The sequence below is a fragment of the Xanthomonas sp. LMG 12462 genome (assembly GCF_009192885.1).
Taxonomy (GTDB): domain Bacteria; phylum Pseudomonadota; class Gammaproteobacteria; order Xanthomonadales; family Xanthomonadaceae; genus Xanthomonas_A; species Xanthomonas_A sontii.
In genome coordinates, this window is sequence record NZ_NMPP01000019.1 from 18,023 (window position 1) to 31,948 (window position 13,926).

Annotated in this window: 12 protein-coding genes and 3 pseudogenes; 6 read left to right on the top strand and 9 right to left on the bottom strand. The window is 65.5% G+C overall.

Annotation, left to right across the window (positions count from 1 at the left end):
- Positions 1 to 35: 35 nt before the first annotated feature.
- The 3 genes from CEK69_RS06355 to CEK69_RS06365 form a co-directional block, all read right to left on the bottom strand.
- Positions 36 to 1,721 (bottom strand): FAD-dependent monooxygenase, encoded by a 1,686-nt coding sequence (locus CEK69_RS06355; protein ID WP_148828997.1) that lies wholly within the window; start codon positions 1,719 to 1,721, stop codon positions 36 to 38.
- A 45-nt stretch (positions 1,722 to 1,766) separates the two neighbouring features.
- Positions 1,767 to 2,222, bottom strand: a complete 456-nt coding sequence (locus CEK69_RS06360; protein WP_193313918.1) for a helix-turn-helix domain-containing protein — start codon at positions 2,220 to 2,222, stop codon at positions 1,767 to 1,769.
- A gap of 198 nt (positions 2,223 to 2,420) precedes the next feature.
- Positions 2,421 to 3,311: a LysR family transcriptional regulator gene (locus CEK69_RS06365; RefSeq protein ID WP_017913843.1), complete on the bottom strand. Its 891-nt coding sequence runs from the start codon at positions 3,309 to 3,311 to the stop codon at positions 2,421 to 2,423.
- Positions 3,312 to 3,418: 107 nt separating this feature from the next.
- On the opposite strand from CEK69_RS06365, the gene CEK69_RS06370 reads away from it, so the two are divergent.
- From CEK69_RS06370 to CEK69_RS06380, 3 genes are all read left to right on the top strand, one after another.
- Positions 3,419 to 4,990, top strand: coding sequence for a proton-conducting transporter membrane subunit (locus tag CEK69_RS06370; protein WP_152244508.1), 1,572 nt, complete (start codon positions 3,419 to 3,421; stop codon positions 4,988 to 4,990).
- A 24-nt stretch (positions 4,991 to 5,014) separates the two neighbouring features.
- A complete protein-coding gene (locus tag CEK69_RS06375; protein WP_152244510.1) occupies positions 5,015 to 7,450 on the top strand; it encodes a DUF2309 domain-containing protein in 2,436 nt (811 codons plus the stop codon).
- An 82-nt stretch (positions 7,451 to 7,532) separates the two neighbouring features.
- A complete protein-coding gene (locus tag CEK69_RS06380; protein ID WP_017914547.1) occupies positions 7,533 to 7,889 on the top strand; it encodes a helix-turn-helix domain-containing protein in 357 nt (118 codons plus the stop codon).
- Here the strand turns inward: CEK69_RS06380 and CEK69_RS06385 are convergent, their stop codons facing one another.
- From CEK69_RS06385 to CEK69_RS06395, 3 genes are all read right to left on the bottom strand, one after another.
- Positions 7,890 to 8,381: an arsinothricin resistance N-acetyltransferase ArsN1 family B gene (locus tag CEK69_RS06385; protein WP_226975061.1), complete on the bottom strand. Its 492-nt coding sequence runs from the start codon at positions 8,379 to 8,381 to the stop codon at positions 7,890 to 7,892. It abuts the gene before it with no gap.
- The gene (arsN2, locus tag CEK69_RS06390; RefSeq protein ID WP_226975062.1) at positions 8,275 to 8,883 is read right to left on the bottom strand and encodes an arsenic resistance N-acetyltransferase ArsN2; all 609 of its coding nucleotides are present in this window, start codon (positions 8,881 to 8,883) and stop codon (positions 8,275 to 8,277) included. Before arsN2 ends, CEK69_RS06385 begins: the two co-directional genes overlap by 107 nt.
- 126 nt (positions 8,884 to 9,009) lie before the next feature.
- Positions 9,010 to 9,324: a metalloregulator ArsR/SmtB family transcription factor gene (locus CEK69_RS06395; RefSeq protein WP_017914549.1), complete on the bottom strand. Its 315-nt coding sequence runs from the start codon at positions 9,322 to 9,324 to the stop codon at positions 9,010 to 9,012.
- Between the two features lie 41 nt (positions 9,325 to 9,365).
- On the opposite strand from CEK69_RS06395, the gene arsH reads away from it, so the two are divergent.
- Complete coding sequence (gene arsH, locus CEK69_RS06400) at positions 9,366 to 10,100, top strand: arsenical resistance protein ArsH (protein ID WP_152244512.1); 735 nt, start codon at positions 9,366 to 9,368, stop codon at positions 10,098 to 10,100.
- Positions 10,097 to 10,349, top strand: a pseudogene (locus CEK69_RS21220) (ArsC/Spx/MgsR family protein); the annotation flags it as partial. The gene arsH and the pseudogene CEK69_RS21220, both read left to right, overlap by 4 nt.
- Before the next feature lie 659 nt (positions 10,350 to 11,008).
- Here CEK69_RS21220 and CEK69_RS06405 read toward each other — a convergent pair.
- Complete coding sequence (locus tag CEK69_RS06405; RefSeq protein WP_152244513.1) at positions 11,009 to 11,977, bottom strand: hypothetical protein; 969 nt, start codon at positions 11,975 to 11,977, stop codon at positions 11,009 to 11,011.
- A 176-nt stretch (positions 11,978 to 12,153) separates the two neighbouring features.
- Between CEK69_RS06405 and CEK69_RS21225 the strand changes: the two are divergent.
- Positions 12,154 to 12,712 (top strand): annotated as a pseudogene (locus tag CEK69_RS21225) (IS3 family transposase); the annotation flags it as partial.
- Between the two features lie 174 nt (positions 12,713 to 12,886).
- Here CEK69_RS21225 and CEK69_RS21405 read toward each other — a convergent pair.
- Positions 12,887 to 12,991, bottom strand: a pseudogene (locus tag CEK69_RS21405) (hypothetical protein); the annotation flags it as partial.
- Positions 12,992 to 13,113: 122 nt separating this feature from the next.
- Positions 13,114 to 13,926, bottom strand: a complete 813-nt coding sequence (locus CEK69_RS06425; RefSeq protein WP_152244515.1) for an IS5 family transposase — start codon at positions 13,924 to 13,926, stop codon at positions 13,114 to 13,116.

Below are 13,926 nucleotides of genomic sequence, written 5' to 3' on the forward strand. Positions count from 1 at the left end.
CGGGGCGACAGATACGGAGAGCGTAGGTGCTCGCGCTACTCTCCAAAGATCCTGGCGCAGTACGCGCGCAGCCGTTGCGGCGCGTCTAGCGGGCCGCGGAAGGCGATATGACCGTCGGGCCGCACCAGCACCATCGCGGGATCGCCTTCGATGCCGTAGGCGCCATGTGCCACCCCATCCAGGTCGAACAGCGCCGTGGCGTCGCCGGCCTGCGGTACCGTCTTGCCGAGGATCAACCGGGGCCGGATCCACTCCCACGCCTGGAGCTGCGCCAACGCATCACGCATCGCCATCAAGGCGTCCTGCTGCCGGGCATCGAACAGCAGCAAGGCCCAGCCCCACGTCACGCCATCGGGGTTGTAGAGATGCGCGAACAGCGTCGTGGACGCACCGTCCTGGGCGATGACGGCCGCATCCGGTGCGCGGTCGCCAGGATGCGGAACGCGTCGGTGCACGATCTCCCGCAATCCCTTGAGGTGGTCTTCGTTCAAGGGGCTGTCGGGATAGGCGACGGACAGTTGCTGGAGATCGTCGGTGCCCTGAATCAGGGCACCGATGTTGGGCAGGAAACTGGCGGCGATCCCCATGGCCGTATCCTTGATAACGCCGCGATACACGCTGTTGCGGAAGCCCTTTTCCTGCTGCGCATCCAGCCGGCGGTGTTCGCCGCCGCGCTCCAGCCCGTAGGATTCCAGCAGCACCGGTGCGGCCTTGCCGTCGAGCGCCATCGCCAGCCGCCATGCCAGGCCGACCGCATCCTGCAGCCCGGCGTTCATGCCCTGGCCGCCCGCGGGCAAGGTGAGATGACCAGCATCGCCGACCAGGAACACGCGTCCATCGGCGTAGCGCGAGGTCACGCCATGCTGGAAGCGGCTGTGGGTGATCCAGATCGGATCGCTGAGCTCCAGCGTCTCGTCCTCGGTGACCTCGCGCGCGATGGCCTGCAGTTCTTCCAGGGTCGGATCGCGATCGGGGATGCCCGCGTCGTCGGACAGGAAGAACAGCCGGTGGTAGCCCTCCCACACCGGCAGCACGCCGCAGAAGCCCTTGGGGTAATAGAAGAACCAGAGGTGATCGAAATCGGTGGAGCGGCGCCAGCGCAGTTTCGCGTCGAGCTGGCGGTTCATGCAGTGGGGCAGCTTTTCCGTCGCGAAGTCCGCGCCGATCTGCTTGCGCACGAAGCCTTCGGCGCCGTCTGCGCCCACCAGGTAGCGGCAGCGCAGGCGCTCGACCGGGCGCCCTTCGACCGGCTCACCGTCGTCGTTCACCGTCGCGATCGTCACGCTGACCCCGTCCGCATCCTGCTCGAAGCCGACCACCTTGCGGCCTCGTTCGAGCGCTGCGCCGCCGGTCTCGATCCGCCGGGCAAGCACGTTCTCGATGACGTCCTGGCCGCTGTACAGCACCTCCGGATACGGACTGGCGACCTGCGCGATGTCGATCGGATCCACTGTCTTGCCGTTCAACAGGGTGTTGATCCGGGTGATCCGGTACGCCCGCTCGGCCAGGGCATCGCGGATGCCGATGCTCGCCAGCAGCTCCTGCGGGCGCGCCCAGAGATTGTTGGCGCGCGAATGCGGCTTGGGCTGCGTACGTTGCTCGAAGATGCGGAATCGCACCCCGTGGTGCGCCAACGCGCAGGCGGTGGTCAGGCCGACTGGCCCGCCACCGATGATGATGACGTCCGTATCGAAGCCGTCGGGATGCGGGGCAAGCGCCATGGTCTCTCCTTGGGTTGAATCCTGCCGCGCGCAGGCTTGCGCGCTTCATTCGGCCAGCGACTGGTCGAGGGCGTCGCGCATGTCCAGGAGCACCGCGATGGCGGTCCTGACGCGCTCGGCACCCAGTCGGTCGATCAGGTGCTGGTCGAGCGACGCGACAGCGGCTTCGGCGGCGCCCAGGGCTGCGCGTCCTGCCTGCGTCAACACCACCAGCTTGGCGCGCGCATGGTGCGGATTGGTCTCGAATACGACGCACCCGTGTTCGGCCAGCAACTCGACCACACGCTGCACCGCCTGCCGGGTCAGGCCCATGTTGCGGGCGATATGCGCGACCGGCAGCGGCACCGGCGAGTAGCCCAGCGCACCGAGCACCTGCCACCAGGCGGTGGTCAGCCCGATCGGGCGCACCAACCGGTTGCCCATGTCGACCAGGCGGCCGTTGGTGGCGAACACCGCCAGCACCAGCTCGCGAACCAGCAAGGGAAGGTTTTCCGCAGCCATGCATCATCCTGTCTATTTGACAGCATGTTGTCAAATAGCCCGCGCCACGTCGTGTCCCTCGACCTGCCCCCCAAGGCTCCGCACGACGTGACTGCTGAACTTCGGCATGTGCTGTCGCGGTGCCTTGGGCGGGTCGGCCGCCACCCAGCGACCGCCGGCGACGGATCGGCGGCGGCATTGCCACGTCCGTCGCTGGCGCTAGGAATCTGCTGGCGCAGCGGTGGGCTGCAGCAGGAGCCGCACCAACGGATTGGGAAACCGCCGCGCCATGGTCACGGCGTGGAAGGTCTCCACGATGTCCGGCAATTGATCGCCCTCCACCAGCACGCCGGCGGCGATCTCGTCCTTGACCACGATCGGCGGGAGCACGGCCAGGCCGATGTCCTCGCGCGCCAGCAGGCGCATCATCGCCATGTCCTCCACTTCCGCCACGATCTGCGGGCGCACGCCCAGGCGATCGGCCAGGGCGTCGAATCCCGCGCGCACGCTGTTGTCCACCGTCGGCAGGATGATGGGATGCTGGCGAAGCCGATCGGCGATGCTGGCGGCATGACCCAACCGGTCCGGCGTGCCCACCAAACTGACCGGGCGCTCGGCGAGCCGATGGGTCACGAACGGGGTCAGCGCGTCGGTGGCCGGCGCCTGGTTGAGCAGGACCACGTCGAGATTGAGCGCCTCCAGCGCCCGCAGCAGTTCGCCGGCGCTGCCCGAGCGCAGGATCAGGTCGATATCGGTTCGGCCGAGCAGCGGCCGCAGGAACTCCAGCTGGAAGTTGCGCGACAGCGTGGCCAGCGAGCCGACCCGCAGCGCCTGCCGCGCGGCGCCGGTCTGCCGCAGCGTGCCCAGCAGTTCGTCGCCGGTGGCGAAGATCGCATCGGCGTGGTCCAGCGCGATCTGCCCCGCCTCGGTCAGGTGCAATTGCCGCCCGCGCCGCTCGAACAGTGCATGGCCCAGACGCTCCTCCAGCTTGCGGATCTGCACCGACAAGGCGGACTGGGTGAGGTTGAGCCGCTCGGCGGTGCGGGTCAGGTTGCCGTCGTGGGCCACGGCCCAGAAGTAACGCAGGTGGTTGTAGTTCAAAGCGGCCATTGTTCGATAATAACGAACGATATCGTGAAAACAATGAATTTTTGTTCGACCCCGCCGATCGCTATCGTGGCGCCGCCCGCCACTGCGCTCGATCCAAGGGGATTGCCTTGTCGCTCTATCTGCTGCCGCTCTCTGCCCCACTCCTGTTGCTGGTCGCGGCCGTGTTCGGCTTTGTCCGCAGCGGCCGACGCCCCCGCTTCCTCCCCGCCTTCGCCGAACGTGCCGCGCTCGGCGCACTGCTCGTCGCCATCGCCTCGCTGGCGCTGCTGATCGCCCGCGGCGCCGGCGGCAGCGCATCGATCGGATGGAGCGGCATCGGCCTGTCGGTCCGGCTCGATGCGGTGAGCACCACGATGCTGCTGCTGGTCGCCTTCGTCGGCTGGATCGTGGTGCGCTATACCCGCACCTATCTGGATGGCGAAGCGCGGCAGGGCTATTTCACCGGCTGGCTGTGCGTCGCGCTCGCCGCGGTGCTGCTGCTCGTGCAGGCCGGCAACCTGGTCCAGGTCGTGGTGGCCTGGATCGCCACCAGCATCGCGCTCAATCGTTTGCTGCTGTTCTATCCCCAGCGTGTGGCCGCGCAACGCGCCGCGCGCAAGAAGCGCCTGTTCTCCAGCATCGGCGCCATCGCCCTGATCTGCGCGGCGCTGCTTGTCTGGAAGAGCCTGGGCACCACCGACATCGCCACCATCAACACGCTGGCGCGGAACGGCCAGCATGGCGGGGCCCTTACCGCGGCGGCCGCCTTGATGGCGCTGGCCGCGGTGCTGAAATCGGCGCAGTTCCCCACCCACGGCTGGCTCACCGAGATGATGGAGGCGCCTACGCCGGTGTCGGCGCTGCTGCATGCCGGCGTGGTCAACGGCGGCGGCTTCCTGCTGATCCGCTTCGCCGACCTGATGCTGGCGGCCCCCGGCGTGCTCGCCGTGCTGGCCATGCTGGGCGGGTTCACCGCGCTGTTCGGCGCGCTGGTGATGCTGACCCAGCCCGCGGTCAAGACCTCGCTGGCCTGGTCCACGGTCGCGCAGATGGGCTTCATGATTCTGCAGTGCGGGCTGGCGCTGTTCCCGCTGGCGCTGCTGCACATCGTCGCGCACTCCCTCTACAAGGCCCATGCCTTCCTGGCCTCCGGCGGCGCCGTCGAGCAGGTGGCGTCCATTCGCCGGCCCGGGCCGGTCGCCGTGCCCAATGGGGCGGCGGTGTGCCGCGCCTTCCTGATCGCGCTGGCGATCTATGTCGGGATCGGCGCCGCCTTCGGGTTCGCCTTCGGATTCGAGCACAAGTCGCCGCAGGCGCTGGCCCTGGGCGCCATCCTGATCTTCGGTGTCGCCTATCTGCTGGCCCAGGGTCTGGCCGATGCCGCGCCGCGTCCGCTCACTCGAAAGACCGCGCTCTACGCCAGCGCCGCCGCGGTCGGCTACTTCGCGCTGCAGACCGCCGCCGAATGGCTGACTGCGGGCGTGCTGCCGGCAACGCCGGCGCCGGGTCGGCTGGAGTGGACGCTGATGGCGCTGGCGGTGCTGAGCTTCGGCCTGGTGGCGGTGGCGCAGGCGCTGTTCCCGCTGTGGGCGACGCACCCGGCCGCCGCCGGACTGCGCGTGCATCTCGCCAATGGCCTGTATGCCAACGCCACGCTCGATCGCCTGCTCGGCGGCTGGTCCGTCCGCAAGACCTCGTGACCCTTCACCGCCAGGACACCCCCCATGCTGATGACCACCACCGACGCACCGTCCTTGTCTCACGAGCTGATCATCGCCGCCGCCGCGCGTGCGGCTCGGGCCATTCCCCCGCTTTGGCCGCTCGCCTCGAGCGTGGCGGTCAACCCCTTCCTCGGCCAGACCGGCGAACCGCTGCCGATCGCGGCGGCGCGGCTGCGGCGCGCCGCCGGCATCGCCGCGACCATGCCGCGCGCCTGGTATGCGCAGCGACTGCAGTCCGGCGAGATCGCCGAAGAGGATCTGCAGGCGGCCTGGCACAACGCGCCGGCGGCGCTGCGTCCGCCGAGCGTGTCCGCACTGAAGCTCGTCATCGAAGCCACGCGCCCTGCCCCGCAGGCGATCCCGACCGTCGCCGATCTGGCACGCGATGCGTCGCTGGTCGACTGGCCGGGTATCGTCGAAGAGCGCATCGGACACTGGGCCGCCAGCTACTTCGACCAGGGCCAGGCGCTGTGGGTCGCCGGGCAGTCCGGCGGCGCCTACAACGCGTGGCGGCTGGTCGCGACCCACGATCTGACGCCGGAAATCGCCGGACTCACCCGATTCGCCCAGCAGGTGGCAGACGCGCCAGCGACTGCCGAAGAGGCGATCGTCGAGGGCGTCGCCCGCCTCGGCCTCGCGCCCGACGCGCTGGACGGCTACTTCCACCGCCTGCTGACCACGCTGGGCGGCTGGAGCCAGGTCGCCCGCTATCGGCTCTGGCAAGCGGAGTTGAGCGGCGGAACCGATGCCTGCGTGACCGATCTGCTCGCCATCCGCATCAGCTGGGAAGCCGCCCTGCTGGGCAAATTCGGTGCGGAGATCGCGCCGCAGTGGCGGAGCGCCGTCGCCGCTTACGCCACGCCGGTGGCGGCGACTTCGGACGACGTCGTCGACAGCATCCTGCAGGAAGCGGCCGAACGAGCCGCACAGCGGCGGCTCGGCAGCGTGCTTGCAGCGCCCGCCTCGGCCCCGGTCGCCCCCGACCGGATGACGTTGCAGATGGCCTTCTGCATCGACGTACGCTCGGAAGTGTTCCGCCGCGCGCTGGAAAGCCTCGATGCGGGCATCCAGACCCTCGGATTCGCCGGCTTCTTCGGGCTGGGCATCGGCCATCGGCGCTTCGCTTCGGACGTGGTCGAAGCGCGCCTTCCGGTGCTGCTGACACCAGCGGTGCACACCTGCGCGGGAGCGGCGACGTCATCGATGTCCGAGGCGGACCTCGCCGCGCGGATCGCGGCCCGCGCGAAGCGTGCCTGGGGGCGCTTCAAGCTGGCCGCCATTTCCTCGTTCGCCTTCGTCGAGGCCACCGGCCCGATCTACGTCGCCAAGCTGCTGCGCGATGGCTTGGGACTGACGCGGCACTCGGCGCCGAACGATCCCGCGCCGCGCCCGGCCGAGGCGCTCGACCTCGACACGCGACTGGCCATGGCCACGCGCATCCTCACCGCGATGTCGCTCACCACTGGGTTCGCCCGACTTGTCGTGATCGCCGGCCACGGGGCAAACGTGGTCAACAATCCGCACGCCAGCGCCCTGCACTGCGGCGCCTGCGGCGGCTACTCGGGCGAAGTGAACGCGCGGCTGCTCGCCGCGCTGCTCAACGACCCCGAGGTGCGCGCCGGGCTTGCCGAGCGCGGCATCGCCATTCCCGCCGACACGCTGTTCGTCGGCGCCCTGCACGACACCACGACCGATGCGGTCACGCTCTACAGCTCCGACCATGCTTCGCCCGCGCATACCGCCGACCTCGACCAGGCGACGCGTTGGCTGCACGCCGCCGGCACGCTGGCGCGCGGCGAGCGGGCACTGCGCCTACCGCGCGCGCAGCGCAGCCAGGACATCGCGCATCGCGCCCGCGACTGGGCCGAGCTGCGCCCGGAATGGGCCCTGGCCAGCTGCCAGGCTTTCATCGCCGCGCCGCGTGCGCGCACGACCGGACGCGACCTGGCGGGACGCGCCTTCCTGCACGACTACGATTGGCGGCGCGACAAAGGTTTCGGCGTGCTGGAATTGATCCTGACCGCCCCGGTGGTGGTCGCCAGCTGGATCAGCCTGCAGTACTACGGCTCGACCGTCGCGCCCGAGGTCTTCGGCGCCGGCAACAAGCTGCTGCACAACGTCACCGGCGGCATCGGCGTGGTCGAGGGCAACGGCGGCCTGCTGCGCGGCGGACTCCCCTGGCAGTCGGTCCACGACGGCGAACGGCTGATCCACGAACCGCTGCGGCTGTCGGTGCTGATCGAAGCACCGACCGAGGCGATCACCGACATCCTCGAACGCCATCCGCAGGTTCGCGCGCTGTTCGACAATCGCTGGCTGCATCTGTTCGCGCTGGACGACGACGGGCACATGGCTTGGTGCTACACTGGCGAGTTGCGCTGGGAGGCGTGTCCTGGCGATGCGCGATTCAAGCGCAGCGCCGTGCCGGCACACGCGTGACCGGATGTCACCTGGTCACATCGACCCAGCTGTCGACGTTCCTGCACCTGATGCGGGTGGCTGCCTGGGGACGCGTCAGATCATGGATCGCATCGGCGACAAGTGGAGTCTATACATCGTCGCCACGCTGGCGAACGGCCCGCAGCGCTTCAACGCATTGAAGCGTGGCATCGACGGCATTTCCCAGCGCATGCTGACGCTGACCCTGCGCGGACTGGAACGCGACGGATTGGTCACGCCCACGCTGTATCCGACGATTCCTCCGCGCGTCGATTACGCACTGACCGACCTTGGACGCACGCTATTGAAGCCGGTCATGGCGCTGGTCCATTGGGCGAACGAGAATCAACGCGCCATTGCCGAAGCGCATCGACGTTTCGACGAGGCGCCGGAGCAAGATCAGGTCTTGGTTCAGGGCGACGTCTACCAGCGGCGTTAGTCAGACTCCGTTTTCGTGGGGCGCGACTGGAAGAAGCAACTGCCAGTAAGCGACATCCACCCAACGGCCGAGCTTGTAACCGACCTGCTCGAAGTGCGCGACCTTCTTGAACCCCAGCGCCTCGTGCAGCCGGGCACTTGCATCGTTCGGTTGAGCGACACCGCCGATGACTGCGTGCAACTCCAGCCGTCGCAGTGTTTCCAGCAGCGCGCCATACAGGACAGCGCCCAGCCCTCGCCCGCGATGCCCATCAGCCAGGTAGATCGTGGATTCCACCGAACGCTGGTACGCCTTTCTCGCTCTCCATTGTGTGGCGTAGGCATACCCGGCAACCTCGTCGCCCACCAGCGCCACCAGCCACGGAAGGCCGACGCTCTGGACGTCTTCAATGCGCCTGGCCATGTCGGCCGACGTCACGGCATCCAGTTCGAACGTGACGCACGTGTTGGCGATGTAGTGGTTGTAGATGTCCGCGATGCGCTGGGCATGCACGGGACTGGCCGAAACGATGGTCGCTGTCACGGTCACCGGCTTCCTTTGTTGATGAGAGGCAGCGCCTGGACCACAGGCGCTTCGACATGCAGACGGCGCTGGACGGACAGAGGCGTTCGAACTGGCTCGACGCCACGACCAGCGGCGGCACCTGCCGTCGGTCGCACTGTACGTAGCCCATGGCGGCGAACACATCCTGCGCTGTCGTGGTCAGCAGATACAAGGCAAGCACCTCACGCTGCACAGCCAGGCGCTCTGCCTCCCGAACCAGCCGACGCCCAAGGCCATCACCGCGATGCCCGTCCGCGACGCACAACGAACGCAGCACGCCATGTTCGCCATGGAATTCGACAGCCACCGTACCGACTAGCCCATCCCGACGCGCGGCAAGGAACTGTCGCGACGCGTGATCGGCGATCAGGTCGGAGGTCGGCAACCCCGAGGACTGCAGCAGTTCTTCCGTCTGCGGATCGAACTGCGACAGGCTGATCACGACGTCCATGACATCACCTCGATATGTGCAGAAGAACGACACGGCGGTTGGCGGCAGCCTGGCGATGCGCCGTCGGCGCCGCATGAGCCGTGCCCACGCTCATGTCGCAGCCATCCCGCATCGAATCGTCAAGCGTCAGCAAATCCGTCGCTCTCCACAACCTGCGTCGCCGCCGCAGCAGTTCTCGGTCAGGTAATCGAGCAGGCGCGTCATCGTGTCGAACTCGGCGCGATAGCAGACCGTCCTGCCCCGTTGCTCGGCGCGGATCATTCCGACAGCAGCCAACTCCTTCAGGTGGAAGGACAGGGTCGGCCCCGGCAGGGTCAGCGCGCTGGCGATCTCGCCCGCCAGCTTGCCCGCCGGTCCGGCCTGGACGAGCAGCCGGAAGATGGCCAGACGGGTCTCGTGGCCCAATGCCGACAAGGCCTTGGTTGCGGTCAAATGTTCCATTATTTTAGAATAATTGAATTAATCAACCCAGGCAATCGATCATGGACCTTCCCAATCTGGATGCAACGCTTGCGCCCGCAGCGGATCGCGCGCGCCTGGCCGCCGGCGATGCCGAGCACAAGCCGCGCATCCTGATCCTGTATGGATCACTGCGTCCAGAGTCCTACAGCCGAAAGCTGGCACTGGAAGCGCAACGGCTGCTCGACTACTTCGGCGCCGAGACCCGCGTCTTCGATCCGCACGACCTGCCCATGGTCGATGCCGTCGGCCCGGACCATCCGAAGGTGCAGGAACTGCGTGCCGCTTCGCTGTGGTCGGAAGGCCAGGTCTGGGTGAGCCCCGAACGTCATGGCGCGGTGTCGTCGGTCTTCAAGAACCAGATCGACTGGCTGCCCCTGCAGGAAGGCAGCGTCCGCCCGACGCAGGGACGCACGCTCGCGGTGATGCAGGTCTGCGGTGGTTCGCAATCCTTCAACGTGGTCAACGCGCTGCGCCTGCTTGGGCGCTGGATGCGGATGGTGACCATCCCGAATCAGTCGTCGGTGCCGAAGGCCTGGCAGGAGTTCGACGCCAATGGCCGCATGAAACCATCGGCGTACTACGACCGCGTGGTGGACGTCATGGAGGAACTGGTGAAGTTCACCTATCTGGTGCGCGGCCGCAGCGACTACCTGGTCGACCGCTACAGCGAGCGCAAGGATACGCAGGCCGCCGCTGCACTGGCGGCGGCCGCAGGCGCGGTCGAAGCCACCCAGGCGGCAAAGACCGCGCCATGATGGCCGTGATCTGCCACAACCCGGAATGCGGCACCTTTCGCAACACCTCGCTCTGATCCGCCACGCGGGAGCACACCCACAGGTCGTCGAATACCTCAAGACACCTCCAAGCCGGAAGCGACTTGTGGAGCCGATCGCCGCATCCGGGCTGACGGTGCGGGAGGTTCTTCGAAGAAAGACACGCCGTATCAGGCGCTGGAGCTACGCAGTACCGAGCTGACGGACAGCGCCCTGCTGGACGCGATGCTGGAAGGCGAGCGGGAACACTACCGAAATGCCAAGCCTGCTTCAGGGCGCGCCGATCAGCCAGCGGCGCCCACGAAGGAGGTCACCTCACTCCCACTCGATCATCAACGACGCTCGCAAGTCCGCGTGGTTAAAGAATTTTGCAGTGATCGACATAGGCCATTACCGTCGTGCTTACCGTCACCCAACAAGAGCTTTGACTGGTGCGGAAGAAGGAGGACCTCAGGGTGCGACGGCGCTGGAAACCAATAGTCAACCAACCTCTAGAATAGCGCAGACAATCGTACCTCGACCAGCGCTTGGCACTCGCCTCACAGGAGCTGAAGCCGCCAACAATGGTGACGACGCGCGGCACACCTGCACCAGATCGCCCTGGTCGGCATCGCCGTGAACGACTTCCAGTGCGGCGGCCTGCATCGCGAGATGCGCACTTAGGGCCGGCTGGCGAGCCGCCTCGCCACGACGGCACAGGTCCATGCACCGCCACCTGGATGTGCCCAGACCTGTCTGCATAAGCGCTGCTCGCTGACCAAGCCTACAACGCCAGCGCCCGGGTCACTGAACCGATGCAGCAGGGGACGGCTGCGAAAAACTCAAAGCGCTTCGTCTTGTTGAGTGCGAGTCAGGTTGCGGATCAGAAGCTCGCCACGCTCTTCATCTCATCATCGGGCTTTACTGGCACCAGCAGCCGCGTTAGCGGCAACCTGCTTTTCGGGCGGCGATGTACGGTACATGTATACAGATGTAAGCGATTCGACTTCATCGAGGAATCGCACTTCAAAACCGTTCATCGGTTCAGACGTACGATCAAGATAGTCGTGGACAGCATCAGAAAGTACCCGAAGCTTTGTCCAGATCACGGCCAACTCCTTCAGATCGTCAACCACACCAAGACTCTGGAATTCGATGTCGGCTTGACGTACATGGTTGTCCATTCGTGCCATCCAGGCCGTGCACACCATGTACGCCTCACCGGGTCGCGTGGCCATCGAGGCGCAATAGATAGCGTCCTGGACATCGCGGATGAAAAATGCACTTCGCGCACCGGCCGAGATCTCATCTTCAACCATTTCCTGAAGAATGTTGATCTGGACTGCGGCCTGCTGCAGATCTTCTCGCATTTCAGAAATATCTTGGCGTCTGACGGGCCGGTTATCCATGTAGACTTTGCGCACGGCAGCCCGTAAGTATCCCGGAATGTAAGGAAAATGCTCTCGACAGCGAGCGAACATGTGATATTCCGTCGACGAAATGGGCAATTTTTCTAACTGCCCAGCTGCCAAGGCGATCTGAGACTCATGTTTATCGTAAAAATCCTGCGCGGCATCGATATAGCCAGCACACTGCCGAACCAGTTCAAGCGGACTCATTTCCCCTTCCTGCAACACTTGCCCGCAAAGATGATCAATCTTCATGTAGGCGTTGCGAAACTTCACAATAGCCTGCTGAAAAATCTCCTCCGGCTTGATTGCCACGGGCTTGAATTTGATCACGATGGGCAATGTTCGGTGGGATGACATATATGCCACAACAGTTCCAAGGTATTCACCCAAACTGAAGCCAGCAGCTCTTGCCACGTCTTCAGCGACCTCTTTATCTGCATCTGCAATACGAATGTTTAGTTGTGCCACAAATCCTCCTAAAGCTTGCAGATAGCTTTATTGCTATCAATGTAGCAAAACTCTATCACAGCACTGTAAGGCTACGCAAGCGAGGATGGGGCTACAGGCGACGCACTCCAGCGATGCCTGGAGCAGGTAAGCGCCACCCTACGCAGCCGGACGCTTGCACAGTCCGACTGCGCGAGCGCATCCACGCCGTGGCCGTGCAGCGGCGGCGCTTCGGGTATCGCCGTGTGCATGACATGCTGCGCAGCGAGTTTCCAGGCACCAACCACAAGAAGGTGTATCGCCTCTACCGGGGGCGGGGCCTGGCGGTACGCCGGCGCAACAAGGCTAGGAACTACCGCGGTGAGCGGACACCGCTGGTTGCCGCCATGCGGGCCAACCAGACCTGGAGCCTGGACTTCGTCAGCGACGCACTGGCCAATGGCTGGCGAATCAAATGCCTGACCATCACCGATGGCTTCACCCGCGAGTGCATCGATATCGCAGTGGATCTGTCGATGCCCGGAGCCTACGTCGCGCGGGTGCTGGAGCGGGCGGCATGCTTCAGAGGGTTACCCGCAGGCCACCCGGACCGACAACGGCCCCGAATTCACCTGCCGGGCCTTCATGGCCTGGCTGCAGGCGCGAGGTATCGAGCACATCCTGATTCAGCCGGGAAAGCCCACCCAGAACGCCTATATCGAGAGCTTCAACGGCCGGTTCAGGGACGAATGCCTCAACGAGAACCGGTTCGAGACTTAGCCCAAGCCAGGAGGTCATTGCCTGTGGCGCCGGGATTACAACGAAGCGCGGCCGCACGGATGCAGGAACAGTTAACCTACAAAACCCTGAGCCTCGCAATGACTGGTATGGATACAGGGGGCCGCGCGCCAGGCGCATGAGCAATTCTGCCCGGACGTATTGGACGGACAGGTCGGCGGAGATGCCCAGCGCTGCCAAATCCTCCGAGATCAGCGGCGTCCCCGGCGCCAACCGGGTGTAGAGCGCATCTAGCTTCCTTGAAGCAGTCGCAGCCATACTACGACTTTTATAATTTCCCCAAGAAGAAGCAACTTGATATGAAATCACCAATCATATTTTGAATACGATAATTAAAACTTATCCAAACTATCTTGGCGTGAACGCGTGGCTAGAGCGTGTTATGAACTTCCCGCCGCAGCCAGCACCCGTGCGGCTGCAGGCAACATGAGCACGGCAAAGACCAGGAAATGCAGCCCGCCGAGCACTTCGGGTAGGCGCTCGTAGTCCCGCGTGAGTCTGCGGAATCTCGCCAGCCAGCCGAAGCTGCGCTCCACCACCCAGCGCCGGGGCAGCAGCACGAAGCCCTTTTTCGCTTCGGGCAGCTTCACGATCTGCAGATCGATGCCGTTGTCCCTTGCAGCCTCTGCTGCCACCTCGCCCGTATAGCCCTGGTCCGCCCAGCCCAGCTTCACCGAGTGGCCCGTGGCCTGCTGTACGTCTTCGCACAGACGCTGCACTTGCGCTCTTTCCTGCTCATTGGCCGGCGTGACATGCACCGCCAGCAGATGCCCCAGGGTGTCCACGGCCATGTGAACCTTGCTGCCCCGCTTGCGCTTGTAGCCGTCGTAACCCGCACGCGGTCCGCTCTCGCAGCTCGACTGCAATGTCCGCCCATCCATCACCATGGCACTGGGTTGTCCCTGGCGCCCTTGCGCCACGCGGATGATGGAGCGCAGGTCCGACACCATCGCCTCGAAGCAGCCCGCTTCCAGCCAGCGTCGGGTTTGCTGGTAGACCGCCTCCCAAGGAGGTAGATCGTTGGGCAGCATTCGCCAAGGCGCGCCCGCGCGCACCAGCCAGCGCAGCGCGTTGAAGACTTCGCGCAGATCGTGCTCGCGCTGGGGCGCGCGCTGGTCCATCAGGCTCAAGTAGGGCGCAGCGAAGCTCCATTCTTCATCGCTGACATCCGTCGGGTAGGGTTTGCGAGGCAT

Excerpts from the sequence above, each read along its gene's own strand:
- CEK69_RS06355 (WP_148828997.1), bottom strand. The coding sequence starts at position 1,721 with ATGGCGCTTGCCCCGCATCCCGACGGCTTCGATACGGACGTCATCATC.
- CEK69_RS06360 (WP_193313918.1), bottom strand. The coding sequence starts at position 2,222 with ATGGCTGCGGAAAACCTTCCCTTGCTGGTTCGCGAGCTGGTGCTGGCG.
- CEK69_RS06365 (WP_017913843.1), bottom strand. The coding sequence starts at position 3,311 with ATGGCCGCTTTGAACTACAACCACCTGCGTTACTTCTGGGCCGTGGCC.
- CEK69_RS06375 (WP_152244510.1), top strand. The coding sequence starts at position 5,015 with ATGCTGATGACCACCACCGACGCACCGTCCTTGTCTCACGAGCTGATC.
- CEK69_RS06380 (WP_017914547.1), top strand. The coding sequence starts at position 7,533 with ATGGATCGCATCGGCGACAAGTGGAGTCTATACATCGTCGCCACGCTG.
- arsN2 (WP_226975062.1), bottom strand. The coding sequence starts at position 8,883 with ATGGACGTCGTGATCAGCCTGTCGCAGTTCGATCCGCAGACGGAAGAA.
- CEK69_RS06395 (WP_017914549.1), bottom strand. The coding sequence starts at position 9,324 with ATGGAACATTTGACCGCAACCAAGGCCTTGTCGGCATTGGGCCACGAG.
- arsH (WP_152244512.1), top strand. The coding sequence starts at position 9,366 with ATGGACCTTCCCAATCTGGATGCAACGCTTGCGCCCGCAGCGGATCGC.
- CEK69_RS06425 (WP_152244515.1), bottom strand. The coding sequence starts at position 13,926 with ATGCCTCGCAAACCCTACCCGACGGATGTCAGCGATGAAGAATGGAGC.